The organism is Stenotrophomonas maltophilia (assembly GCF_001274595.1).
GTDB lineage: Bacteria > Pseudomonadota > Gammaproteobacteria > Xanthomonadales > Xanthomonadaceae > Stenotrophomonas > Stenotrophomonas forensis.
In genome coordinates this window covers 3,809,331-3,831,572 of sequence record NZ_CP011010.1, presented here as the reverse complement: position 1 = coordinate 3,831,572, position 22,242 = coordinate 3,809,331, and the positions used below count along the sequence as shown (strand labels likewise).

Below are 22,242 nucleotides of genomic sequence, written 5' to 3'. Positions count from 1 at the left end.
ATTACAGCATGTCGGGCTTGAACCGCCGTCGACGCGAGACTTCGGCGCCGGACACCATGAACTGCCCATCGCCGCGGTAATGCACCGTGCGCGGCAGTTTCGGCCGCGGCGCCACGTGCGCACGCACGATTTCCCAGATGAACAGGTTGCTCGATTCCACCTGGCTGTCGTCATGAAGGCGGCACTCGAAGCACGAATGGCATTGCCCGACCAGCGGCGCGCCGACCTCGCGCGCGGGCAGTGCATCCAGCCCGAAACGGGCGAATTTGTCGACCTCGCGGCCGCTGCAGTTGCCGATGTCCACGACCGTATCGAGCAGCTCCACGCCGGGAACATTGATCACGCACTCGCCGCTGCCGCGCGCCAATGCGTGGCTGTGGTTCTCGTGCCACAGGTAGGTGGCGACCAGCGAAGGCGAGAAGCCCATCACCATGTGCCAACCCATCGTCATCAGGTTGCGCTGGCCGCGCCACGCGGTGCTGACCAGCACGATCGGACCGGGTTCGAGGAAGCGGCGGGCCTGCTCGACCGGGAAATCTTCCTTGGGCAGCGCTTTCATCCGGGGCCTGGGGCGGGAGGAACCGATGCTGGCGCAGCCGGGATGAACCCGGAGTCGAGGGGCTTGACATGAGGTTCGATTACGCGCGTAATCAATTCGTCGATTACGGATGTAAACCATGACCCCGATCAGCGAAGCCGAAGCCGTTGTGATGGAGGTGCTGTGGCAGCAGGCACCGCGTAGCGCCGACGAGGTGGTGGCCGCACTGGCCCACCGCGACTGGGCCGAGCCGACTATCAAGACCCTGCTCAACCGCCTGCTGACCAAGGGCGCGATCGCCGCCGAGCGCGATGGCCGGCGCTATCTTTACCGGCCGCTGCTGCAGCGCCAGGCGTGGGTGGAGGCACAGAGCCAGGACTTCATCGGTCGCGTCTTCGAAGGCCGGGTGGCACCGCTGGTGGCGCACTTCAGCGAACGCGGCCAGCTGAGCGCGCAGGACATCGCCGAACTGAAGAAGCTGATCCAGGAGCTGGACCATGACTGAGCTGCTCGACGGACTATGGCAGGCCAGCCTGTGGCTGGCGGTGGGCGTGGTCGTGCTGGCCACGCTGCGGCCGTTGCTGGTGCGACTGGGGGGCGCTGGATTGGCCTATCGCAGCTGGTGGTTGCTGCCCTTGCTGATGGTGGCGCTGCTGGTGCCGCTGCCCCGGGTTGCATTGCTGCAGCAGGTGCCGACGCTGCCGCTGAAGGTGATGCCGGGCGCCCTCGAGGGCGCGAGCGGTCATGCGCTGCCATGGGCCGGTCTGCTGCTGGTGGCCTGGGTACTGGGGATGGGCGTCTGCCTGCTGCGCGAGCTGCGTGCACAGCGGCGCTTCGAGCGGCGCATGGGCCCGTTGCGGCCGCGTGCCGATGGCAGCTGGCAGGCCAGCGGTGATCCCGGGCTGCCGGCGCTGGTCGGTTTGTGGCGGCCGCGCATCGTGGTCGGCCCGGCGTTCGACCAGCAGTTCAGCGCACAGGAGCAGGACCTGATCCTGCAGCACGAGCGCAGCCACCGTCGCAATGGTGACCACTGGGCCAATGGTGCGCTGCTGCTGATGCGCACGGTGTTCTGGTTCCACCCGCTGTTGCCCTGGGCCGCACGCCGTTTCCTGCGCGAGCAGGAACTGGCCTGTGATGCCCGCACCATGGCCCCGCAGCCTGCGCTGCGCGGCCTCTACGCCAGCACGCTGCTGAAAGCGCAGCTGGTCCATCCGGTTGCGCCCGCGGTCTGCCATTGGCGCAGCCAACCCGTGTTGAAGGAGCGTATCGCCATGTTGAAGCAGTCCAAGCGGAAGGCATTGCCGTGGGTGTCGGGCCAGGTGCTGGTGATTGGGGTGTGCCTGGGGATGGGAGCGGTGGCGTGGGCCAGCCAGGGCGGTACGGCGGGAGCGCCGAGGATCGGGGTCGAGCCGTTTGAACACGCTCAGGAAGACGCAGCCAGGGCTGGGCTGGACCGACCCGTCCAGGTCGACAAGATGCCGCCGCCGTCCTATCCGAAGTCTGCGGCCGAACAACGCCAGGTGGGCGTGGTGAACCTGCGCGTGGAGGTGGATGCACAGGGGCGTCCCGCCGATGTCCAGGTGCTCAGCGCTACCAATCCGGGCGTGTTCGATGCGGTATCGGTGGCTGCTGCGCGCAGCTGGACCTATCGTCCGGCAATGAAGAACGGTAAGCCGGTGGCCGCTGCCGTGCGTATTCCGATCACCTTCGCGATGGACGACACCGAGGACGCGAAGTGAAGCGCGCGCCGCTGTTGATGATGGCGGCGCTGTTGGCAGGGTGCGCGGCCCAGGGCCGGCTGGCCACCGTCGATACCCGCAGCGAGAATGTCGGCCACCAGCGCCTGCGGCCGCAGACCGGCGACGGCGATGGACAGGTGCAGGCGTACTCGCTGGGCGCGAGCGAGGGCTACCGGATGCCGCAGCTCTACGCGGCACCGGACCCGGAGGTCGGTGATCGTGATCCGCGCGCGGAACTGGCACCGACCACCATCTGCCTGCAGGTGGTGGTGGACGCCGATGGCGGTGTGGAACGCAGCCTGCCATTGACCGATCGTGCTGAGTGCACAGCAGGGGCTGCGCGCGAGAATGCGCCCCTGCTGCAGGCGGCACAGGACGCGGTGGCCATGTGGAAGTACTCGTCCGCGGCGGTCTGCCATTTCGCACCGGGCAAGGTGCCGGCGGATCGCGGCGATTGCCGCGGCGCGGAGCGCATCGAGCCGGTGGCGGTCACGCTGCAGTACGCCTTCACCTTCGAGATCGTGAAGGGGCAGCATGTGGTGCGGATGCAGGGGCGGTAGCGGCGGGCTTGCTGTCGGGCACGAAGATGTAAGAGGGTTGTTGACAATAGCCGGTTCCGGGCGTAACCCGGTGGCTGGCGGCACCATGAGCCGCAACTTCAATGGCGCCAGGCCGGATGGGAAGAATCTGGAAGATGTTCTGGATCCCAGGAAGGACAGAACCATCGTGAGAGGGTGCAGCTATGCGAGCCAATAGCAAGAGGCTGCTTTTCCTTGCCTGCCTGGGCTGCCTCGGTGCATGTACGCACCGCGACGGCGACGCTCCAACTCCGATGAGCCGCGAGTTCGGGGTGTGCATTTTCCTTCGGGCCGGTGACAGCTACCACGTGAAGGCCCCGGGACTGGATTTTGAACAGGGATTGTTGAAGCTGGCTGGCAAGGACATCGATGTCTACATCGGGAATCATCCTTCCTACGATGGCGTTCGATGGAACCGGGATCTGAGCCCGACCCGTGGATTCGTGCTGGTCGGCACGGAGCATTCAAGAGGTAAGGATCGAGTGCTGCTCGGCAACAAGCGCGCAGACCAGAAAGGCCTGATCTACGTGCAGTTCATGGGTGTTGACCTTGCGGCGCAGCTTCCCGTTCTGACGCGCAAGGATCTGGTAGTGGATTGTGGACTGGATTGAGGTAAGCGGGTCTGCGAAGGTCCAGCAGCCAGTACCCGCCCTTACCCCGTTCTTCTCGCCGCGGGATCTCACATGAAGCGTTCGCTTTTACTCGTTCTGCTGATGCTGGCATCAGGCTCGACGGCTGCAGCGGTTTCAGTGCACATCGGGGGCAAGCCAACGGAGCTTCTGACCGCGCAATCTCCGGGTATGAAGGTCGAAGTGCGACTGGGCATTCGTGCCACAACGGCCGACGACCCGCGCTACGTAGTCTGCGAAGGCGCGCGCCCCTGCAAAGGAGTGCAATCGCTGCAGATCCGAGTCAATGGTGCTGCGTTGCCTGTTCCGCGCTCCGCCTATTTCGATCTGGTGGATCTTTCCAGTGCGACGATTGATCTCAGCTCCAAGGGCGGCAGCCTGATGTTGCAGGGCGGGGATGCCTCAGAGAGTTACAACGTGCGTATTCGGTTCAACAAGAACCGGGTCCTGTCGAGAGAGATCTTTGTTGGAACGTCGCAGGATGATCTGTTGGAGGAAACCACCTATCACGAGGTGAGCCTCGGATAGGCGCTTCTCTGGCTGTCCACCTGGACCTCAGGCTCCGCCCTGGATGTTGGCCTTCACGGCCGGCTGCATCAGCTTGGGTTCTTCCAGCGTGGCATCGCGGGCCTGGCGCACGCTGACGAACTCCGCCTCGGCCACACCATCGTGCACGTGGATGTTGTGCGCGCGCTGTTCGCCGATGGTGGTTTCGTTGGCGAAATCACGGCCGCCCGGGCCATAGTCGTGGCAGACGAACACGCGGGTGGCATCGGGTAGCGCCAGCAGGCGCTGGATCGAGCGGTACAGCTGCGTTGCATCACCGCCCGGGAAATCGCAGCGGGCGGTGCCGCCGTCGGGCATGAACAGCGAGTCGCCGGTGAACAGCGCATCGCCGATCAGGTAGGCGATGCTGTCGCTGGTGTGACCGGGCACGGCGATCACCTGGCCGCGCAGTTCGCCAAGCGTAAAGATTTCGCCATCGCTGAACAGGTGGTCGAAGATTTCATCCGCAGCAGGAAGCTGCAGGCCGTAGAGCGGCGCAAAAGTGGCCTGCACCGCGCGGATGCCTTCGCCGATCGCCAGCGTGGCCTTCGGGAAGTGCTGCTTGAGCCGACGCCCGGCCGACACATGGTCGGCGTGGGCGTGCGTTTCCAGCAGCCAGCGCAGCTGCAGGCCCTGCTGTTGGAGGGCCTGCAAGGCAGCGTGCAGCGGCGCTTCACTGCTGGCGTCGGTATCCGGGTCGTAGTCCAGGACCGGGTCGATCAGCGCTGCCTCGCCACTGGCCGGGTCACTGACCAGGTAGCTGAAGGTACTGCTGTCACGGTGGAAGAACGACTGCACCTGGACTGCCATTTGCATGCTCCTCAGCGCGTGCCGAGCACGCGGTTCAGCAACTGCGCCAGGTTTTCACCGGCCAGTCGCAGCTGCGCTTCAGCCAGCGGCCGGTAGCGCTCGGTGTATTCGTCGCCGATTTTACGCGATGCCGGATAAACGCCAGCTTGCATGGAGATGCGGCAGCTGGCCTCAGCCCACGTCTGCGGGTCGCGCTGCGGGTTGGACTGGCGCGCCAGCTTCGGCGCACGCTGGCTCTGCAATAGTGGCAGATAGGCGGCGTCGTCCAGCTTGCGGGTGTTGAGCATGCCGCTGTCCCACAGCGAGTGCAGGTTGGTACCACGGTTGCCGAACTGCAGCTGGAAATCGTTGCCGCCCTTGTCGTGGGCATAGCCGGCGTGCATCGGCTGGTGGATGTCGCCGACCAGATGCACGACGAACTTCAGCGCCTGCAGGCGCTCGCCGTCGGTCAGGCTGCGGTCGCCGAGGATGGCGCTCTGTGCCTTCAGCGCCTCGACGATGCAGTTGCCGTTTTTGCAGTGCTTAGGTGCTTCGTAATGGCAGTTGTCTTCGGCGATGTTGACGTAGTGCCAGCCGGCCGAGCGACGGCCCAGGCCCGGGTCCTTGGCGCGCAGCTGATCGGCCCAGGGCGCGATGCTGGCGAGGGTGGCGTCCGGTTCAGTGGCCAGCAGGCGATCCACTTCGGCGCGGGCGGCAGGGGTGAGTCGGGCGTCTGCGACTTCGGCGACAAGGCGGTGGCCTTGCGCGCCCCAGGCATGGGCGGGGGCGGAGACGGACAGCAGGGCCGGCGCCAGGGCGGCGGCGAGGAAGAGGGAGTGCAGGGCTTTCATGCGCACATTCTAGCCGGGGGTAGGTGGATTGAAGAGCGGCGCGTTCCCGTTTCGAAGTGGGTGGGCTGCAGGGGCAGGCGCTGCAGCCCCCATCAGACATGGCCGCGGAGGCGAATGCAAAGGTCAAAGCAACATCAAAATCAAATGCAGGATCAAAACCTGCCTCCTGCAATTGCAGGCAACCATTACGCCTCGGATGTACAGGTTCTGCTTCTGCTCTTGCCTTTGCTTGAGCTGGCACGCGCGCAGTGATGGGAAGGGGCGAGGCGGGGAGCGGGGCCGGGACCGTTGGCGCCATGGATGGCGCCATCGAGCCCCCATGGATGGGTTTACGGCGTGTCCCGGCTCCGCTCCCCGCCTTGCCCCAGCTCCGGAACCGCTTCAGTCCCAGCAACAAAAAAGCCCCGGCAATCACCGGGGCAACATGCTGCGAGGGTTTTGCGTGTAGCGGGGGAGCGGGGGCGAAGCCCCCGCGCTCAACACACCGCTTAGAACTTGAAGACGTAGGACGCGCCGTAGACCAGCGGGTCGATGTTGACCGTGCCGATCTTCTCGCCGTTCAACTTCACCTTGCTGTCGATGTCGATCCAGCGCATGTCCACGCGCAGGGCGCCCTTCTCGCTGATCGCGAAGTCCACGCCCGCATGCGCGGCCAGGCCCCACGAATCCTGCAGCTTCAGGCGGCTGTCCTTCAGCGCACCGGTGGTGTCTTCGCTGAAGAAGGTCGTGTAGTTCACGCCCGCACCGATGAACGGCGACACCTTGCCCTTGCTGTTGAAGTGGTATTGCAGGGTCACCACCGGCGGCAGCTGCTTGGTGCTGCCGACGCGGCCGAGGCCGTTGATGTTGATGTCGTGCTTGAACGGCAGCGCGGCCAGCACTTCGATGCCCAGGTTGTCGGCGATGAAGTACTCACCGGTGATGGTCGGCTTGACGTCGTTGTCGACGTCGACCTTCAGCGTGCCGCCGGCCAGCCAGCCGTTGTTCGACTTCGGCGCCACCTGGTGCACGCCGGCCGAAACGGTCCAGTCGCCCTTGGACTGGGCCATGGCGGGGGCGGCGGCGAGGGACAGGGCGGCGGCCAGGCCGGCCAGGATCCGGGGGGAGGTCTTGCGCATGGGGGTGATCTCGTTGCTGGGTGGATGGGGCCAGTGTCGGCCTCACGCCGCGCTAACGCTTTGATCCGGATCAAATCCTGTCCGCCGGCCTTCCGCCGGAGGCGCTGGCCCACGGTGGCCAGCCCCGGTTTGCTAGACTTGTGGGCCCTATCCATCCCGCCGCACCTGTCGCGGCCGCAGGAGCTTGAGAACATGGCAATCAAGGTTGGTATCAACGGTTTCGGTCGCATCGGGCGCAACGTCCTGCGCTCGGCGGTGCTGAACTTCGGCGACGACATCGAAATCGTGGCCATCAACGATCTGCTGGAGCCGGACTACCTGGCGTACATGCTCAAGTACGACTCCGTGCACGGCCGCTTCAAGGCCGAGGTGTCGGTGCAGGGCAACGACCTGCTGGTCAACGGCAAGAAGATCCGCCTGACCCAGGAACGCGACCCGGCCAACCTGAAGTGGGACGAAGTCGGCGCCGACGTGGTGCTGGAAGCCACCGGCCTGTTCCTGACCAAGGAAACCGCGCAGAAGCACATCGATGCCGGCGCCAAGAAGGTGATCATGTCGGCCCCGTCGAAGGACGACACGCCGATGTTCGTCTACGGCGTGAACGACAAGACCTACGCCGGCCAGGCGATCATTTCCAACGCCTCGTGCACCACCAACTGCCTGGCCCCGCTGGCCAAGGTCATCAACGACAAGTGGGGCATCAAGCGCGGCCTGATGACCACCGTGCATGCGGCCACCGCCACCCAGAAGACCGTCGATGGCCCGTCCAACAAGGACTGGCGCGGCGGCCGTGGCATCCTGGAAAACATCATTCCGTCGTCCACCGGTGCGGCCAAGGCCGTCGGCGTGGTCATCCCGGAACTGAACAAGAAGCTGACCGGCATGAGCTTCCGCGTCCCGACCTCGGACGTGTCGGTGGTCGACCTGACCGTCGAGCTGGAAAAGGAAGCCACCTACGCCGAGATCTGCGCTGAAGTGAAGGCGCAGAGCGAAGGCCCGCTGAAGGGCATCCTGGGCTACACCGAAGACAAGGTGGTGGCCACCGATTTCCGCGGCGAAACCTGCACCTCGGTGTTCGACGCCGATGCCGGCATCGCCCTGGACGGCACCTTCGTCAAGCTGGTGACCTGGTACGACAACGAGTGGGGCTACTCGAACAAGTGCCTGGAAATGGCCAAGGTCATCGCCGCCAAGTAAGGCCGGTGTAGATCGAAGACGGACCCCGGCCTGGCCGGGGTTCGTCGTTTATGGGGCCAGCCCTGTCGTAGCATGGGGCGGTCGACCGCTGCCGCTGGGGCGCGGGAACGCAATGGAAGCAGGCAATGGAAGCACTGATAGCCCTGGTCGTACTGGTTCTGCTGGCCATCCCGCTGCTGCTGGTGGTGGCACTGGTGATGATTGCCGGCCTGCGCCGCCGTGTCGCCGCGCTGGAAGGCGCGATGGCCACCGCGCCTGCTGCTGCCAAGCCGGCCGTCGCCACGCCCGCGCCTGAACGGCCGGTGGTCACGCCCGCGGCCAGTGCCGATCCACCGGTCCTGCGGCCGGTCGCTGCGGCTGCACCGCACCCCCCACAACCGCCGGTGCGAGAGGCCGCGCCCACCGAGGCGCCTGTCCTCCGTCCTGCTGCGCCGCCGCCGGTACCGCCGGTGCCGGTGCAGCCGCCGTTGCCGCCAGAACCGGCGCTGCCGAATTTCATCGAGCGCGGCATCGGTGCGGTCAAACGCTGGTTCACCGAAGGCAACGTACCGGTCAAGATCGGCATGCTGGTGCTGCTGGCCGGTGTCGCCGCACTGCTGAAGTACGTCAGCGACCAGGGTTGGCTGGTGTTGCCGATCGAACTGCGCCTGGCTGGCGTCACCGTCGGCGCGTTGGGGCTGCTCGCGTTTGGCTGGCACCAGCGCGAGCGCCGGCGGATGTTCGCGCTGGCCCTGCAGGGCGGCGCCATTGGCGTGCTGCTGCTGACCATCTTCGCGGCGTTCAAGCGATTCGAGCTGATTCCGCCGGGCTTCGCCTTCGCCAGCTCGATCGCGCTGGTGGCCGGGCTGTGCGTGCTGGCAGTGGTGCAGAATTCGCGCACGCTGGCGGTGCTGGGCATCCTCGCCGGCTTCATGGCGCCGCTGTGGCTGTCCACCGGCAGTGGCAACCACGTGGGCTTGTTCAGTTACTACGCGGTACTCAACGCGGGCATCTTCGCCATTGCCTGGTTCCGCCCGTGGCGCGCGCTGAACCTGCTGGGCTTCGCCTTCACGTTCGGCATCGGTACGTTCTGGGGCGTGCTGCAGTACGCGCCGGACAAGTTCAGCAGCACCGAACCGTTCCTGCTGCTGTTCTTCGCGTTCTACCTGCTGATCCCGCTGCTGTACGCGCGTCGCCAGCCGGCCGGGCGGCGTGACCTGGTCGATGGCAGCCTGGTGTTCGGCACGCCGCTGGTCGCATTCTCGCTGCAGGCGGGCATGTTGCACGAGCAGCCGATGACGCTGGCGCTGTGCGCGCTGGGCCTGGCCGCGATCTATGCGGTGCTGGCGTGGGCGCTGATCAGGCGGGCGTCGTACACCGTGCTGGCGCAGTCGCATGCGGTGCTGGCAGTGGGCTTTGCCACGCTGGCGGTGCCGCTGGCGCTGTCGGCGCGCGCCACCGGCGCGGTATTCGCGCTGGAAGGTGCGGGGCTGGCATGGCTGGGGCTGCGCCAGAAGCGTTGGTTGCCACAGGTGTCCGGTGCGCTGCTGCAGATCGGCGCTGCATTCGCCTTCGTGGCCGGCGGCGATCATTGGCACGAGGATCTGCGCTTCCTGATCAATCCCACCGCCATCGGCGTGTTGCTGCTGGCCGTGGCTGGCTTTGCATCGGCCTGGAGTTACCAGCGCCGGTCGCGCCACGAGATCGCACTGGTCTACTACCTGTGGGGCCTGTTGTGGTGGCTGGGTGGCCTGGTGCATGAGATCACCCGCTTCTTCCCGTACCGCACCGAAGTGGATGCGCTGCTGGTGCTGGTGGCGGTCACGGCATGGCTGGCCGCCGAAGCACAGCGCCGCCAGCCGGCCCGTGCGCTGGGCGTGACGGCACTGGCGATGCTGGCGTTGGGCTTCCCGCTGGCCCTGTTGCAGAGCGATGCCCACCACCAGCCGTTCGCCGGCTATGGCGCGCTGGCCTGGGCGCTGTTCGCGGTGCTGGGCGTGCGCACGTTGCTGTGCCTGCGCCAGGGGGGCAACACCGTGGCACGCATCGCGCAGTTCCTGTGGTGGCTGCTGTGGCCGTCGCTGCTCTCGCTGCTGGCCCTGTGGGGCGGTGGCGAAGCGGGTCTGGCACAGGGCTGGACGACCCTGCTGGTCACGCTGCCGTGGCTGCTGATGGCAGCGCTGTCGTTGTGGCGCTGGAACATGCTGCGCTGGCCGTTGGGTGAAGCGTTCGACCGCGTACGCACGCCGCTGCAATGCGTGCTGTTCGGCCTGCTCTCGATCGGCTGGCTGTTGGGCCAGCTGTTGCCGGGCGACGCTGCCCCGCTGCTGTGGCTGCCGGTGTTGAATCCGGCCGAGCTTGCGCAGTGGCTGAGCCTGCTGCTGCTGGCGCGCTGGCTGTACAGCGATCAGGCGCCGCAGGCACTGCTGAACATCCGCATGCCGTTGCTGTCACTGGCCATCTTCGTTGCGCTGACCAGCGTGGTGCTGCATGGCGTGCATCAGTGGGGCGGCCTGTCGTGGGACGCGTCGATGATGCGCTTCAGCCTGGCGCAGACCAGCCTGACAGTGTTGTGGAGCGTGCTCGGCGTGATCGCCTGGGTCTGGGGCTCGCGCCGCGGCCAGCGCGTGTTGTGGATGGTGGGCGCCGTGCTGATGGGGGTGGTGCTGGCCAAGCTGGTCATCGTCGATCGCCAGCACCTGGGCAACCTGCTGGGCATCGCATCGTTCATCGCCTACGGCCTGCTGTGCACGGTCGTGGGCTATCTGGCACCGGCTCCGCCGAGCGCGGCGCCGTCCGTGGAGGAAAAACAATGAGGAAGTGGAGCAGGGCGCTGCTGCCGGTGATGTTCGGCATGCTGGCTGCCGTCGTGGCGCAGGCTGCCGATTACCGCAGCCAGTACGCCGAACAGTGGCCGCTGACGCTGTCCAGCGCACAGTCCGGTGCATACAGGGTGGTCCTGGAACCGGCAATCTATCGCCGTGCCGGCGCTGCCGACCTGGGCGATCTGCAGGTGTTCAATGCGGCGGGGCAATCGTTGCCCTCGGCGCTGCTGGCGCCGGATCAGCCGCTGGCACAGCCGCCGGTGCAGCGGGAGCTGCCGTGGTTCGCACTGCCGCCGTTGGCCGAAGCACAGCGCAACGATCTGCAGCTGCTGACCGAACGCGATACCGATGGCCGCGTACGCCGGGTCGAGGCGCGCGTCGGGGGCGGTGCGGTGACGAACGGGCAGGGCGGTTGGCTGATCGACGCCAGCGTGCTCGGCCAGCAGCCGGTGGCGGCGCTGGTGCTGGACTGGGCCGATAGTGGCCAGCCCTTGCAGGCGCAGGTGCAGCTGGATGCCAGCGATGATCTGCAGCACTGGCGTGCGGTCGGGCGCGACATTCCGCTGGTGGACCTGCAGCGCGCCGGCAAGCGCCTGCTGCAGCGCCGCCTGCAGGTGGACGGTGAGGCACGCTACCTGCGCGTGCTCGCACAGGGCGATGCACGCCTGCCGACCCTGCACAGCGTGCTGGCTGAACTGCCGCCTGCCCCGGCCACGCTGCCGTGGGAATGGTTGTCGCTGGAGCCGGTTACGAAGGGCAAGGGCGAATACACCTTCGAACTGGACGGCCGTTTCCCGGTCGCGCGTGCGGACGTGGCCAGCGCCGACAACAGCCTGGTGCAGTGGACGTTGTTCAGCCGCGATGATGAGAGCGCGGAGTGGCAGCGCCGCAGTGCGCCGTGGATCGCCTACCAGCTGCAGCAGGGCGCGCAGGGCCAACGCCAGCAATCGGCGGCCCAGTCGCTGGGGGGCGTGCATCGCGACCGCTACTGGAAGCTGGTTGCGAATCCTGCCGAAACGGCCACCGCGCCTACGCTGCGCCTGGGCTACCAGCCGGAGGTGCTGGTGTTCCTGAGCCAGGGCGCGGCGCCGTATGCCCTGGCCGTCGGCAGTTCGACCGCGCGCCGGATGGAGGCGCCGATCGGTGTGCTGATCGAGGAACTGCGCCAGCGCAATGATCCGTCATGGCAGCCGACGCTGGCGCGGCTGGAGGGCAGCCCCGAGCCGCTGGCCGGCGAGGCGGCGCTGAAGCCGCAGCATGATTGGAAGTCGTGGCTGCTGTGGGCGTTGCTGGGGCTGGGTGTGTTGGTGGTGGGTGGGCTGGCGGTCAGCCTGCTTCGGCAGAAGCCGGCGCCTTCGGCGTAGGTTCCGGCGAACGGCGCAGCCCCTCGTGGGTGGCCGTAGCGTCGGTAGAGTCGAGCTTGCTCGACTGCAAAGCTGCGCTTGGCCGGGCGGGTGGGCTGGGCAGGGGACGCCGTAAACCCGTCCCTGGAGGCTTAGCCGCGCCATCCATGGCGCGGATACCCCTGCCCAGCCCACCCGCCCGGCCTCTGACAGTTTCCGGGTGCGTCCACCCACGGAAGAGAAAAAAGAAGAGCAAAAGCAAAAGCAAAAGCAAAAGCAAAAGCAAAAGCAAAAGCAAAAGCAAAAGCAAAAGCAAAAGCAAAAGCAGCTTGGCTGCCCGCTCCTTGTAGAGCCGAGCCCATGCTCGGCTCTCCATTTTTTTCCCGACACCAGAAATCGTTCCTGCTTCTGCCTTTGCCATCCGCTCTGCCTCATGAACCTGTCGAGGCCGGGGCGGTGTGGGCTGGCAGGGGTGTCAGCCGCATGGATGCGGCTGCCAAGCCTCCAGGGATGGATTCACGGCGTCCCCTGCCAGCCCACCCCACCCCGGCCCACCCACAGCATCACAAGGCGCCAGCGCTTTGGCTTTGGCTCTGGCTGTTGCTGTTGCGCCTCTGCCTGCCGCAGGCATCGGCCCTCCCACCATCCGCACCCGATACAATGGCCGTCTGCCGTAGCCCGGCATCCCGTCCCTGAGCCAAAGAGTTGCCCATGTCCATCGTCCGCATGACCGACCTCGACCTCTCCGGCAAGCGCGTGCTGATCCGCCAGGATCTGAACGTGCCGATCGAGAATGGCCGCATCACCTCCGAACAGCGCATCACCGCTTCGCTGCCGACGCTCAAGCGCGCGCTGGAGCAGGGCGCGGCGGTGATGGTCACCTCGCACCTGGGGCGCCCGAAGGAAGGCGTGTGGAGCGAGGCCGATTCGCTGGCGCCGGTCGCCGCACGCCTGTCCGAGCTGCTCGGCCGCGAAGTGCCGCTGGTGCGCGACTGGGTCGACGGTGTCGACGTGCAGCCGGGCCAGCTGGTGCTGCTGGAAAACTGCCGCATGAACGTGGGCGAGGGCAAGGATGACGAGGCCCTGTCGAAGAAGTACGCCGCGCTGTGCGACGTGTTCGTGATGGATGCGTTCGGCACCGCGCACCGCGCCCAGGCCTCGACCCATGGCGTGATCCGCTTCGCTCCGGTCGCCGCCGGTGGCCCGTTGCTGATGGCCGAACTGGACGCACTGGCAAAGGCGCTGGATGCTCCGGCCAAGCCGTTGCTGGCCATCGTCGCCGGCAGCAAGGTCAGCACCAAGCTGGAACTGCTGGCCAACCTGGTCGGCAAGGTCGATCAGCTGATCGTCGGTGGCGGCATCGCCAACACCTTCATCGCCGCCGCCGGCTACAACGTCGGCAAGTCGCTGTACGAACCGGACCTGCTGGACACCGCGAAGAAGATCGTGGCCGATGCCAAGGCGCGTGGCGCCGACATTCCGCTGCCGGTCGACGTGGTCACCGCCAAGCAGTTCCTGCCCGATGCCGTGGCGGAAGTGAAGGCGGTCGACGCCGTCGCCGAGGACGATCTGATCCTGGACATCGGCCCGCAGACCGCGGCGCAGTACGCACAGCTGATCGAGAAGGCCGGCACCGTGGTCTGGAACGGCCCGGTCGGTGTGTTCGAATTCGAAGCCTTCAGCAAGGGCACCGAAGCGCTGGCCCGCGCCATCGCCAGCTCGAAGGCGTTCTCCATCGCCGGCGGCGGTGACACCCTGGCCGCCGTTGACAAGTTCGATATCGCTGGCGACGTCAGCTACATCTCCACCGGCGGTGGTGCGTTCCTGGAGTTCCTGGAAGGCAAGACGCTGCCGGCCGTGGCGGCCCTCGACGCGCGCGGCGCATGAGCACCGATCGCAGCAGGGATGTCCTGTTCTTCGACCTCGACGGTACGCTGATCGATTCGCAGGTCGGCATTACCGCGTGCATCGCCTATGCGCTGCAGAAGATGGACCATCCGGTACCGCCGCAGGAGACACTGCTGGGCTGGATCGGTCCGTCGCTGCGCACCACCTTCGCGCCGTTGTTCGTTGAACCGGCGCGGGTGGAACAGGCGGTGGGCTACTACCGTGAACGCTTCGACGCCGAGGGCTGGCGCGAGCACACGGTGTACCCGCAGGTGGAAGACACCCTGCGCACGCTGCATGGTCGTGGTCACCGCCTGGCGGTGGTCACCGCCAAGAACGAACCGCATGCGCGCCGCATCCTTGCCCATCTGCCGTTCGGCGGGCTGTTCGAGGAGATCATCGGTTCGACCCTGGACGGCTCGCGCAGCCACAAGCCGGAGCTGGTCGGCGAGGCGCTGCGCCGGCTGCAGGTGCAGCCCGCACAGTGCTGGATGATCGGCGACCGCCGCATGGATATCGAAGGCGCGCGTCACCACGGCCTGCGCAGTGTCGGTGTGCTGTGGGGCTTTGGCGGCGAAGCGGAACTCACCGAAGCCGGCGCCGGCCAGCTGGCCCGTGAGCCGGCACAGCTGGAAACGCTGCTGGCCTAGCTCCCTGTAGAGCCGGGCACGGGCTCGGCTCTACAGAACTCCCTGCGCCAGCGTATGTCCGGACCATGTCCGTTCCATGACCCGCGAAGTCAGGCAGCACAAGGCTGTAACCGTATACATGCGGCGTGAAGGATGTGCTAATTTCCGTTCTTTATCGGGAGAGGCCCCTTCACCATGTTCGAGCGTCAGCGTCGCACCAAGATCCTTGCCACCCTCGGCCCGGCCACTGATCCGCCGGGCGTGCTGGAGGATCTGTTCCGCGCCGGCGTCAACGTGGTGCGCCTGAACTTCAGCCACGGCGATCCGTCCGGCCAGGCCAAGCGTGCCGCCGAAGTGCGCGCCGCTGCGGCCCGCGTCGGCGTGGAAGTGGGCATCCTGGCCGATCTGCCGGGCCCGAAGATCCGCATCGAGCGCTTCGCCGAAGGCAAGGTGCAGCTGAAGGCGGGCGACCGCTTCGACCTGATCGCCAGCGAGAACGCCGGCCCCGGCAGTGCCAGCCAGGTCGGCGTCAGCTACCTCGGCCTGCCGCAGGACGTGGGCCCGGGCGACGTCCTGCTGCTCGATGACGGCCTGATGCAGCTGCAGGTGGTGGAGGTGCAGGGTGACCGCATCGTCAACACCGTGCTCAACGATGGCGTGCTGTCCGACCGCAAGGGCCTGAACAAGCAGGGCGGTGGCCTGTCGCTGGGTGCGCTGACCGAGCGTGACAAGGAACTGATCGGCATCGTTGCCAAGATCGGCGTCGACTTCATCGCCGTGTCGTTCTGCCGCAACGCGCAGGACATGAACGACGCGCGTGACATCGCCCGCTCGCACGGCTGCGATGCCGCGCTGGTGTCGAAGATCGAACGTACCGAAGCGATCGAGAACCTGGAAGAAATCGTCGAGGCCAGCGACGTGGTGATGGTCGCCCGTGGCGACCTCGGCGTGGAAATCGGCGATGCCGAGCTGCCGGGCCTGCAGAAGAAGATCATCAAGGCCTCGCTGGCGCAGAACAAGGTGGTGATCACCGCCACGCAGATGCTGCAGTCGATGGTGGAAAGCCCGATCCCGACCCGCGCCGAAGTGCTGGACGTGGCCAACTCGGTCATCGACGGTACCGATGCGGTGATGCTCTCGGCCGAAACCGCCGCCGGCGCCTATCCGGTCAAGGCCGTGGAAGCGATGGCGCGCATCTGCCTGGGCGCCGAGCGCCAGTTCCAGACCGAGACCGACTTCAACGCCTCGCCGCGCAACCTGGAACGCGCCGACCAGGCCATCGCCATGGCCACCATGTTCCTGTCGCAGCACGTGGGCGTGCGCGCGATCGTGGCGATGACCGAATCCGGCGGTACCGCACGCTACCTGTCGCGCTTCCGCGCCAAGGCACCGGTGTTCGCGGTCACCCGCCACGACGGTGCCCGTCGCCAGATGGCGCTGATGCGCGATGTCTATCCGATCAATTTCGACAGCCGCGGCCTGACCCCGCGCGAAGCCGCACGCGGCAGCATCCGCCTGCTGGTGGAATCGGAACTGCTGCAGGCCGGTGACCGCGTGGTGTTCACCAGTGGCGAGCACATGGAAACCCTGGGTGCGACCAACACCCTGCGCCTGCTGGAAGTGGGCGAAGACGGCCGCGCCAGCGGCCTGGGCGATCTGTAAGAGACGGACTGCATCGGGCCGGAACCCTGCGCGGGTCCGGCCCCCGGGGCCGGACGCCAACGTGGCTCTGGCCCGGTCGTGGCAGGTCAACGTCTGTCCTGTGCGGACATTGGAATCGTTTCCATCCTGGCCTCGACGTCGAGGCAACGGGTGGCGGGGCTATACTTACGTTTTTCCCGCACCCGCCACAGGAAGTACATGAGCATCGAACAGCTGGCTGAAACCGCCCAGGCCATGGTTGCCCCGGGCAAGGGCATCATCGCGATCGACGAATCCACCGCTACCATCGCCAAGCGTTTCGCTGGCGTCGGTATCGAGAACACCGAGGAGAACCGTCGCGCCTACCGCGAACTGCTGCTGACCACGCCGAAGCTCAACGAGCACATTTCCGGCGCCATCCTGTACGACGAAACCATCCGCCAGTCGACCAGGGACGGCGTGCCGTTCGCCAAGTACATGGCCGACCACGGCATGATTCCGGGCATCAAGGTGGACAAGGGTGCGCACCCGCTGGCCGGCTGCCCGGGCGAGCTGGTGACCGAAGGCCTGGACGGCCTGCGCGAGCGCCTGCAGGAGTACTACAAGCTGGGTGCGCGCTTCGCCAAGTGGCGTGCGGTCATCAACATCGGTGAGAGCATCCCGTCGGGCACCTGCATCGAGTCCAACGCCCACGCGCTGGCCCGTTATGCCGCCCTGTGCCAGGAATGCGGCCTGGTGCCGATGGTCGAGCCGGAAGTGATCATGGACGGCGACCACGACATCGAGACCTGCTACGAAGTCACCGAAGCCACCCTGCGCTCGCTGTTCGATGCGCTGTACCAGCAGAACGTGCTGCTGGAAGGCACCATCCTGAAGGCATCGATGGTCATCTCCGGCAAGGGCTGCGACGAGCAGGCCGACGTCGAGGAAGTGGCCGAGTCGACCGTGATGTGCCTGAAGAGCACCGTGCCGGCGATCCTGCCGGGCGTGGTGTTCCTGTCCGGTGGCCAGACCGACGAACAGTCGACTGAGCACCTGAACGCGATGAACCAGCTGGGCAACCTGCCGTGGCCGCTGAGCTTCTCCTACGGCCGCGCCATGCAGCAGGCCGCCCTGAAGCTGTGGGCCAAGGACATGAAGGGCAATTACGCTGCTGCCCAGAAGACCGTGTACGAGCGCGCCAAGGACAACGGCCTGGCCGCGCTGGGCAAGTGGAACGGCTGATCGGTTCCATTGCTGGATGAAAAGGCAGCGCCGGCATCACGCCGGCGTTTGCTTTTGCGGGTATCTTTTCCGCCCCCGCGTACCCGGCCGGTACGTGGGAATGACATGGAAGGCCAAGGAGAAACAACATGCGTTTGGCAGCACTTACACTGGCCGTTGCCGCGGTCCTGGTCGCCGGCGGTTGCAACCGCATCGGTGCGGGCATGGATGCGGGCAAGGCCGCGTCGCTCGAATTCGACAAGCCGGTGTCCGGCGAGATCACCACGCGCAGCGGCATCAACTTCAACGACGGCAGCCATCACCAGCTTTACCAGATCAAGCTGGACGACAACGACCTGGTTGGCCTGAAGCTGACCGGCAGGCTCAGCGGTTCGATCGCCGTGTTCAACAACGGCAGCCTGGTATCCACCAGCAATACCGTCTACGAGCGCGAGGGCGACGTCTCGGTGGCATTCCGTGCCAATGGTGGCGGCACCTACCAGGTGGCGGTCAATGCCGATGGCCCGTCCGCCTTCGGTCCGTACCGCCTGCGTGCGGAGAAGCTGAAGCCGTACGACGGCAAGCCACTGGTGGGCGGTGGCGAGATCGTCGACATGCTGGGCGGCGACTCGCAGGACTACATCCTGCAGGTGGAGAAGGAAGGCCTGTACGAGATCCGGCTGGTGTCGGATGCCTTCGATCCGGTGCTGAAGGTGTCCGGCCAGGGCGTGGATGCCGAGAACGACGATAGCAGCGACAGCACCAACTCGCGCCTGAGCCTGTCGCTGAAGCCGGGCAAGTACACCCTGACCGCGCGCGGCCTCGGTGACGGCGTCACTGGCATGTTCACCCTGTCGGCGACCCGCATCGAACTGCCGGGCAATCTGGTCGAGCGCGATGGCACCGCACTGCCGAGCACGGGCAGCGTGTACACGATGCTCGACAACGAAGGTCGCCGCCGCTTCCTGCTGACCCTGGATCGTCCGGCCGACGTGCGCCTGGATGCGATCTCCAGCCAGGTCGACACCGTGCTGCGCGTGGTCGGCGCCAATGTCGAGCTGTCCGACGACGATGGTGGCAATGGCACCAACGCACGCCTGCAGGAAACGTTGCCGGCCGGCCACTACACCGTCGACGTGACCAGCGTGAACAACGGCGCGGGCCTGGTGGAAGTGCGCGTGCAGGTGGATGGGGCCAGCGCCGACGGCGCCGCTGCCTCGGCGGCACGTGCCGCGGCCGACGCAGCAGCCGTTGCCGACGATGACGCTGCGGTGGAAGCGGCGAGCCGTTGAGGCAGATCCACCCCCTGTGTGGATGACATCGACGATGCAACGGAAAAGGCCGGGCAATGCCCGGCCTTTTCTTTTCCGCGGAACAGTGCGGCTCAATGTGCGGCAGCGAAGCCTGTATCGCCCAGTGGCGGCAGCAGCGGGCTGCGCGACTCGCTCTCCATGCTCTGCCCGGCCGCTGCCAGCGCCTGCTGGTAGGCCTTGGCGGTGGCGGTATTGAACGCAACCAGCACGATGCGCATCGGCTGTGCATGGCTGCGCTGCCACGCCAGCGTTTCGGTCACCGCGATCTGCGCGGCCTGGTACAGCGGATAGCCGTACACGCCGCAGCTGATTGCCGGGAACGCGATCGACTGCACGCCCAGGGATTCCGCCAGCTGCAACGACTTCCAGTAGCAGTTGGCCAGCAGCGCCGGTTCGTCACGCTGGCCGTCGTGCCAGACCGGTCCCACCGTGTGCAGCACATGCCGCGCCGGCAATGCGTAGGCGCCGGTGGCGCGCACTTCGCCGGTCGGGCAACGCACGCCCGGGCGAAGCTCCGGCAACTGTTCGCATTCGGCCAGCAGTGCCGGGCCGGCGGCACGATGGATCGCACCGTCGACACCGCCGCCACCGAGCAATGTCTCATTGGCCGCGTTGACGATCGCATCCACCGCCAGGGTCGTGATGTCGCCCTGCCAAACTTCGATCTTCATGCGTCCGTCTCCTGCCTGTGAGGTGATCCGCGCAGCATCTGCGCCGGCTGTTCCCACGGTAGGGGACAGGGCATCGATACTGCGTCATGACCGTCTCACGCGCTGCGATCCGACGGCCTTCACGCACGATGGCGGGCGGCGCCTTCATGCAGGCTGAAGCAGGTGGGGTTTGTGACGGGCGGCAGCGCCGGGCCATGCCCGGCGTTATGCGTCACGGCAGCCCTGCCAGCCAGTCGTCGTCAGACCCTTCGTTCACATCGGCAAACAGCGGCGTGGAGAAGTAGCGTTCACCGGTGTCCGGCAGCATGGCCAGGATCACCGAGCCCGGTTCGGCACGCGCGGCCACATCCAGCGCACTGGCAACGGTGGCGCCGGCGGAGATGCCGACGAAGATGCCTTCCTCGGCGGCCAGGCGGCGCGCAGTGGCGATGGCGCGGTCATCTTCAACCGACACCAGTTCATCCACCACATCGCGGTTGAGCACGTCGGGCACGAAGTCCGGCGTCCAGCCCTGGATCTTGTGCGGCTTCCAGTCATCGCCCTTGAGCAATGCCGCGCCGGCCGGCTCGGTGGCAATGATGCGGGTCTGCGGGCGCGCGACCTTCAGCACTTCGCCCACACCGGTGAGCGTGCCACCGGTGCCCCAGCCGCTGACGAAATAGTCCAGCCGCTTGCCGGCGAAGTCGCGCAGGATCTCGGCGGCGGTGGTGTTGCGGTGATACGCCGGGTTGGCCGGATTGGCGAACTGGCTGGCCAGGAACCAGCCATGCTCTTCGGCCAGTTCGCGCGCCCTGCGCACCATGCCGCTGCCGCGTTCGGCGGCGGGGGTCAGGATCACCTTGGCGCCATAGGCGCGCATCAGCTTGCGGCGTTCCACCGAGAAGGTCTCGACCATGGTGGCCACGAACTTGTAGCCGCGCGCGGCGGCGACCATTGCCAGCGCCACGCCGGTGTTGCCGGAGGTCGCTTCCACGATCGTATCGCCGGGCTTGAGCAGGCCGCGTGCTTCGGCATCGAGGATGATCGCCAGCGCCAGGCGGTCCTTCACCGAGCCGCCCGGGTTGAACGACTCGACCTTGGCGTAGACGCTGACCTGCGGTGGCGCCAGGCGCTGCAGCTTGACGATGGGGGTGTTGCCGACGGTATCGAGGATGGAGTCGTACAGGGCCATGGAAGCGCTCCGGAAACGGGGCCGCGCCGGGCTTCGGCGGGCGAAGGGGGAGGGCTGGCTGTTCAGGCCAGCGGCTGCCGGCTGACCGTAGCGCCGGCATATGACGCCCGGAAATGACCAGATACCTTTCTTAAACAACCTTTGGTTATAAGCTGGTGACGGCAATAGACCCTAGAGTGGACCTCCGCCCCTTGCGCCCCCGCCTCCCATGACGCTGACCCAGCTGCGCTATCTGGTTGCCATCGCCGACGCCGAGCTGAACATCACGCTGGCCGCCTCGCGCGTGCACGCCACCCAGCCGGGCCTGTCCAAGCAGCTCAAGCAGCTGGAGGACGAGCTCGGCTTCCTGTTGTTCGTGCGCAAGGGGCGCAGCCTGGAATCGGTCACCCCGGCCGGGACCGAGGTCATCGCCCGCGCCCGCGCGGTGCTGGCCGAGGCCAACAACATCCGCACCTATGCCGCCAACCAGCGTCGCGAGAGCCAGGGCCAGCTGATCCTGACCACCACCCACACCCAGGCGCGCTTCGTGCTGCCGCCGGCGGTGGCGGCGATCAAGCAGGCGTATCCACAGGTCAGCGTGCACCTGCAGCAGGCCGGTGAAGCCGACGCGCTGGACCGCTTGAACCAGGGTGATGCCGATATCGCCATCATCAGCACGGCCGGCGGTGAGCCGACCGATGGCATCGCCGTGCCGTTGTTCCGCTGGCGGCGTCTGGTGGTGGTGCCCAAGGGCCACCCGCTGGACCGCGCCGGCCGCGCGCCGGACCTGGCGGCGCTGGCCCGGCAACCGCTGATCAGCTACGAATCCTCGACACGGCCGAATTCCTCGCTGCAGCGTGCCTTTGCTGCCCACGGCCTGGTGCCGGACCTGGCGCTGACCGCGCTGGATGCCGACCTGATCAAGACCTACGTGCGTACCGGGCTGGGCGTGGGGCTGCTGGCCGAGATGGCGGTCAGTTCCAACGATGAGGACCTGCGCTCGTGGCCGGCCCCGGCGCCGATCACCGAGTGCATTGCGTGGGCGGTGCTGCCGCGCGACCGCGTGCTGCGCGATTACGCGCTGGAGCTGGTGCATGTGCTGGCCCCGCAGATCGATCCGCGCGACCTGCGTCGGGTGCTGGATGGCAACCAGGCTGCGGCGTGGCCGGTTCCCCCGACCTGGGAGTCACTGACCCAGACCATCACGGTGTGAGGTTGGTCGAGCAGGGCTTGCAGCCCTGCACCCGCAGAATCAACGGCAACGGCAACGGCAACGTCAAAAGCTTGCATTCCGTGGGATGGCGGGGCGGTGTCGGAGTGCGGGGACGCCGTGAACCCATCCATGGGGGCTTGGCAGCCGCATCCATGCGGCTGACACCCCGCACTCCGACACCGCCCCACCTCTGACAGATTTCTACGGCTGTCGGTGGGTGTCGACCTTGGTCGACACGGTGGATCCACGCCATGCGTGGATGCTTTTCGATTCCAATTCGAAATATTCGATTCCGATGGAGATTCATCCACGCATGGCGTGGATCTACTGCAGATCGCGGGAAACTGTCGAAGGCGGGGTGGGTCCGGTTGCGGGAGTGTCCGCGGCATGGATGCCGCGTCCA

21 protein-coding genes are annotated in these 22,242 nt (G+C 66.6%); 14 read left to right on the top strand and 7 right to left on the bottom strand.

The window, feature by feature from the left end:
• Position 1: 1 nt before the first annotated feature.
• Positions 2 to 559 carry a flavin reductase family protein gene (locus VN11_RS17495; RefSeq protein WP_053450663.1) on the bottom strand — a complete coding sequence of 186 codons (558 nt, stop codon included), beginning with the start codon at positions 557 to 559 and terminating at the stop codon, positions 2 to 4.
• Between the two features lie 118 nt (positions 560 to 677).
• Between VN11_RS17495 and VN11_RS17490 the strand changes: the two genes are divergently transcribed.
• The 5 genes from VN11_RS17490 to VN11_RS17470 all read left to right on the top strand — a co-directional run bounded on the left by VN11_RS17490 (position 678) and on the right by VN11_RS17470 (position 4,012).
• Positions 678 to 1,043: a BlaI/MecI/CopY family transcriptional regulator gene (locus tag VN11_RS17490; protein ID WP_012481135.1), complete on the top strand. Its 366-nt coding sequence runs from the start codon at positions 678 to 680 to the stop codon at positions 1,041 to 1,043.
• Positions 1,036 to 2,277: a M56 family metallopeptidase gene (locus VN11_RS17485; RefSeq protein WP_053450662.1), complete on the top strand. Its 1,242-nt coding sequence runs from the start codon at positions 1,036 to 1,038 to the stop codon at positions 2,275 to 2,277. Before VN11_RS17490 ends, VN11_RS17485 begins: the two co-directional genes overlap by 8 nt.
• Entirely contained in the window at positions 2,274 to 2,837 is a 564-nt protein-coding gene (locus tag VN11_RS17480) for a hypothetical protein (RefSeq protein WP_053450661.1), read from the top strand. The genes VN11_RS17485 and VN11_RS17480 overlap by 4 nt, the downstream gene beginning before the upstream one ends.
• A gap of 272 nt (positions 2,838 to 3,109) precedes the next feature.
• Complete coding sequence (locus tag VN11_RS17475) at positions 3,110 to 3,466, top strand: hypothetical protein (RefSeq protein WP_148564992.1); 357 nt, start codon at positions 3,110 to 3,112, stop codon at positions 3,464 to 3,466.
• Between the two features lie 72 nt (positions 3,467 to 3,538).
• Positions 3,539 to 4,012, top strand: a complete 474-nt coding sequence (locus tag VN11_RS17470; protein WP_148564991.1) for a hypothetical protein — start codon at positions 3,539 to 3,541, stop codon at positions 4,010 to 4,012.
• A 27-nt stretch (positions 4,013 to 4,039) separates the two neighbouring features.
• Here the strand turns inward: VN11_RS17470 and VN11_RS17465 are convergent, their stop codons facing one another.
• The 3 genes from VN11_RS17465 to VN11_RS17455 all read right to left on the bottom strand — a co-directional run bounded on the left by VN11_RS17465 (position 4,040) and on the right by VN11_RS17455 (position 6,788).
• Positions 4,040 to 4,840, bottom strand: coding sequence for an MBL fold metallo-hydrolase (locus VN11_RS17465; RefSeq protein WP_053450658.1), 801 nt, complete (start codon positions 4,838 to 4,840; stop codon positions 4,040 to 4,042).
• An 11-nt stretch (positions 4,841 to 4,851) separates the two neighbouring features.
• The gene (locus tag VN11_RS17460; protein ID WP_053450657.1) at positions 4,852 to 5,670 is read right to left on the bottom strand and encodes a S1/P1 nuclease; all 819 of its coding nucleotides are present in this window, start codon (positions 5,668 to 5,670) and stop codon (positions 4,852 to 4,854) included.
• Positions 5,671 to 6,158: 488 nt separating this feature from the next.
• A complete protein-coding gene (locus tag VN11_RS17455) occupies positions 6,159 to 6,788 on the bottom strand; it encodes an OmpW/AlkL family protein (protein ID WP_053450656.1) in 630 nt (209 codons plus the stop codon).
• 192 nt (positions 6,789 to 6,980) lie between these two features.
• On the opposite strand from VN11_RS17455, the gene gap reads away from it, so the two are divergent.
• The 3 genes from gap to VN11_RS17440 all read left to right on the top strand — a co-directional run bounded on the left by gap (position 6,981) and on the right by VN11_RS17440 (position 12,153).
• The gene (gene gap / locus VN11_RS17450; protein WP_006465708.1) at positions 6,981 to 7,985 is read left to right on the top strand and encodes a type I glyceraldehyde-3-phosphate dehydrogenase; all 1,005 of its coding nucleotides are present in this window, start codon (positions 6,981 to 6,983) and stop codon (positions 7,983 to 7,985) included.
• Between the two features lie 125 nt (positions 7,986 to 8,110).
• Positions 8,111 to 10,780, top strand: a complete 2,670-nt coding sequence (locus VN11_RS17445) for a DUF2339 domain-containing protein (RefSeq protein ID WP_053450655.1) — start codon at positions 8,111 to 8,113, stop codon at positions 10,778 to 10,780.
• Entirely contained in the window at positions 10,777 to 12,153 is a 1,377-nt protein-coding gene (locus tag VN11_RS17440) for a DUF3999 domain-containing protein (RefSeq protein WP_053450654.1), read from the top strand. The genes VN11_RS17445 and VN11_RS17440 overlap by 4 nt, the downstream gene beginning before the upstream one ends.
• Before the next feature lie 131 nt (positions 12,154 to 12,284).
• Here VN11_RS17440 and VN11_RS22605 read toward each other — a convergent pair whose 3' ends face one another.
• Positions 12,285 to 12,494, bottom strand: a complete 210-nt coding sequence (locus tag VN11_RS22605) for a hypothetical protein (RefSeq protein ID WP_187299777.1) — start codon at positions 12,492 to 12,494, stop codon at positions 12,285 to 12,287.
• Between the two features lie 349 nt (positions 12,495 to 12,843).
• On the opposite strand from VN11_RS22605, the gene VN11_RS17430 reads away from it, so the two are divergent.
• The 5 genes from VN11_RS17430 (at position 12,844) to VN11_RS17410 (ending at position 18,784) form a co-directional block, all read left to right on the top strand.
• The gene (locus VN11_RS17430) at positions 12,844 to 14,019 is read left to right on the top strand and encodes a phosphoglycerate kinase (RefSeq protein ID WP_053450652.1); all 1,176 of its coding nucleotides are present in this window, start codon (positions 12,844 to 12,846) and stop codon (positions 14,017 to 14,019) included.
• The gene (locus VN11_RS17425) at positions 14,016 to 14,669 is read left to right on the top strand and encodes an HAD hydrolase-like protein (protein ID WP_053450651.1); all 654 of its coding nucleotides are present in this window, start codon (positions 14,016 to 14,018) and stop codon (positions 14,667 to 14,669) included. The genes VN11_RS17430 and VN11_RS17425 overlap by 4 nt, the downstream gene beginning before the upstream one ends.
• 174 nt (positions 14,670 to 14,843) lie before the next feature.
• Positions 14,844 to 16,310: a pyruvate kinase gene (gene pyk, locus VN11_RS17420; protein ID WP_053450650.1), complete on the top strand. Its 1,467-nt coding sequence runs from the start codon at positions 14,844 to 14,846 to the stop codon at positions 16,308 to 16,310.
• Positions 16,311 to 16,508: 198 nt separating this feature from the next.
• Positions 16,509 to 17,513 carry a class I fructose-bisphosphate aldolase gene (locus VN11_RS17415; protein ID WP_053450649.1) on the top strand — a complete coding sequence of 335 codons (1,005 nt, stop codon included), beginning with the start codon at positions 16,509 to 16,511 and terminating at the stop codon, positions 17,511 to 17,513.
• A 128-nt stretch (positions 17,514 to 17,641) separates the two neighbouring features.
• Positions 17,642 to 18,784, top strand: a complete 1,143-nt coding sequence (locus VN11_RS17410) for a hypothetical protein (protein WP_053450648.1) — start codon at positions 17,642 to 17,644, stop codon at positions 18,782 to 18,784.
• A gap of 92 nt (positions 18,785 to 18,876) precedes the next feature.
• Here the strand turns inward: VN11_RS17410 and VN11_RS17405 are convergent, their stop codons facing one another.
• Together VN11_RS17405 and cysK are read right to left on the bottom strand one after the other, a co-directional pair.
• Positions 18,877 to 19,476, bottom strand: a complete 600-nt coding sequence (locus tag VN11_RS17405; protein WP_053450647.1) for an O-acetyl-ADP-ribose deacetylase — start codon at positions 19,474 to 19,476, stop codon at positions 18,877 to 18,879.
• Positions 19,477 to 19,687: 211 nt separating this feature from the next.
• Positions 19,688 to 20,647 carry a cysteine synthase A gene (gene cysK / locus VN11_RS17400; protein WP_049458222.1) on the bottom strand — a complete coding sequence of 320 codons (960 nt, stop codon included), beginning with the start codon at positions 20,645 to 20,647 and terminating at the stop codon, positions 19,688 to 19,690.
• 208 nt (positions 20,648 to 20,855) lie between these two features.
• On the opposite strand from cysK, the gene VN11_RS17395 reads away from it, so the two are divergent.
• Positions 20,856 to 21,839 carry a LysR family transcriptional regulator gene (locus VN11_RS17395; RefSeq protein ID WP_006465618.1) on the top strand — a complete coding sequence of 328 codons (984 nt, stop codon included), beginning with the start codon at positions 20,856 to 20,858 and terminating at the stop codon, positions 21,837 to 21,839.
• Positions 21,840 to 22,242 lie beyond the last annotated feature (403 nt).

Excerpts from the sequence above, each read along its gene's own strand:
- VN11_RS17495 (WP_053450663.1), bottom strand. The coding sequence starts at position 559 with ATGAAAGCGCTGCCCAAGGAAGATTTCCCGGTCGAGCAGGCCCGCCGC.
- VN11_RS17490 (WP_012481135.1), top strand. The coding sequence starts at position 678 with ATGACCCCGATCAGCGAAGCCGAAGCCGTTGTGATGGAGGTGCTGTGG.
- VN11_RS17485 (WP_053450662.1), top strand. The coding sequence starts at position 1,036 with ATGACTGAGCTGCTCGACGGACTATGGCAGGCCAGCCTGTGGCTGGCG.
- VN11_RS17475 (WP_148564992.1), top strand. The coding sequence starts at position 3,110 with ATGAGCCGCGAGTTCGGGGTGTGCATTTTCCTTCGGGCCGGTGACAGC.
- VN11_RS17470 (WP_148564991.1), top strand. The coding sequence starts at position 3,539 with ATGAAGCGTTCGCTTTTACTCGTTCTGCTGATGCTGGCATCAGGCTCG.
- VN11_RS17465 (WP_053450658.1), bottom strand. The coding sequence starts at position 4,840 with ATGGCAGTCCAGGTGCAGTCGTTCTTCCACCGTGACAGCAGTACCTTC.
- VN11_RS17460 (WP_053450657.1), bottom strand. The coding sequence starts at position 5,670 with ATGAAAGCCCTGCACTCCCTCTTCCTCGCCGCCGCCCTGGCGCCGGCC.
- VN11_RS17455 (WP_053450656.1), bottom strand. The coding sequence starts at position 6,788 with ATGCGCAAGACCTCCCCCCGGATCCTGGCCGGCCTGGCCGCCGCCCTG.
- gap (WP_006465708.1), top strand. The coding sequence starts at position 6,981 with ATGGCAATCAAGGTTGGTATCAACGGTTTCGGTCGCATCGGGCGCAAC.
- VN11_RS17445 (WP_053450655.1), top strand. The coding sequence starts at position 8,111 with ATGGAAGCACTGATAGCCCTGGTCGTACTGGTTCTGCTGGCCATCCCG.
- VN11_RS17440 (WP_053450654.1), top strand. The coding sequence starts at position 10,777 with ATGAGGAAGTGGAGCAGGGCGCTGCTGCCGGTGATGTTCGGCATGCTG.
- VN11_RS22605 (WP_187299777.1), bottom strand. The coding sequence starts at position 12,494 with ATGGGCTCGGCTCTACAAGGAGCGGGCAGCCAAGCTGCTTTTGCTTTT.
- VN11_RS17430 (WP_053450652.1), top strand. The coding sequence starts at position 12,844 with ATGTCCATCGTCCGCATGACCGACCTCGACCTCTCCGGCAAGCGCGTG.
- VN11_RS17425 (WP_053450651.1), top strand. The coding sequence starts at position 14,016 with ATGAGCACCGATCGCAGCAGGGATGTCCTGTTCTTCGACCTCGACGGT.
- pyk (WP_053450650.1), top strand. The coding sequence starts at position 14,844 with ATGTTCGAGCGTCAGCGTCGCACCAAGATCCTTGCCACCCTCGGCCCG.
- VN11_RS17415 (WP_053450649.1), top strand. The coding sequence starts at position 16,509 with ATGAGCATCGAACAGCTGGCTGAAACCGCCCAGGCCATGGTTGCCCCG.
- VN11_RS17410 (WP_053450648.1), top strand. The coding sequence starts at position 17,642 with ATGCGTTTGGCAGCACTTACACTGGCCGTTGCCGCGGTCCTGGTCGCC.
- VN11_RS17405 (WP_053450647.1), bottom strand. The coding sequence starts at position 19,476 with ATGAAGATCGAAGTTTGGCAGGGCGACATCACGACCCTGGCGGTGGAT.
- cysK (WP_049458222.1), bottom strand. The coding sequence starts at position 20,647 with ATGGCCCTGTACGACTCCATCCTCGATACCGTCGGCAACACCCCCATC.
- VN11_RS17395 (WP_006465618.1), top strand. The coding sequence starts at position 20,856 with ATGACGCTGACCCAGCTGCGCTATCTGGTTGCCATCGCCGACGCCGAG.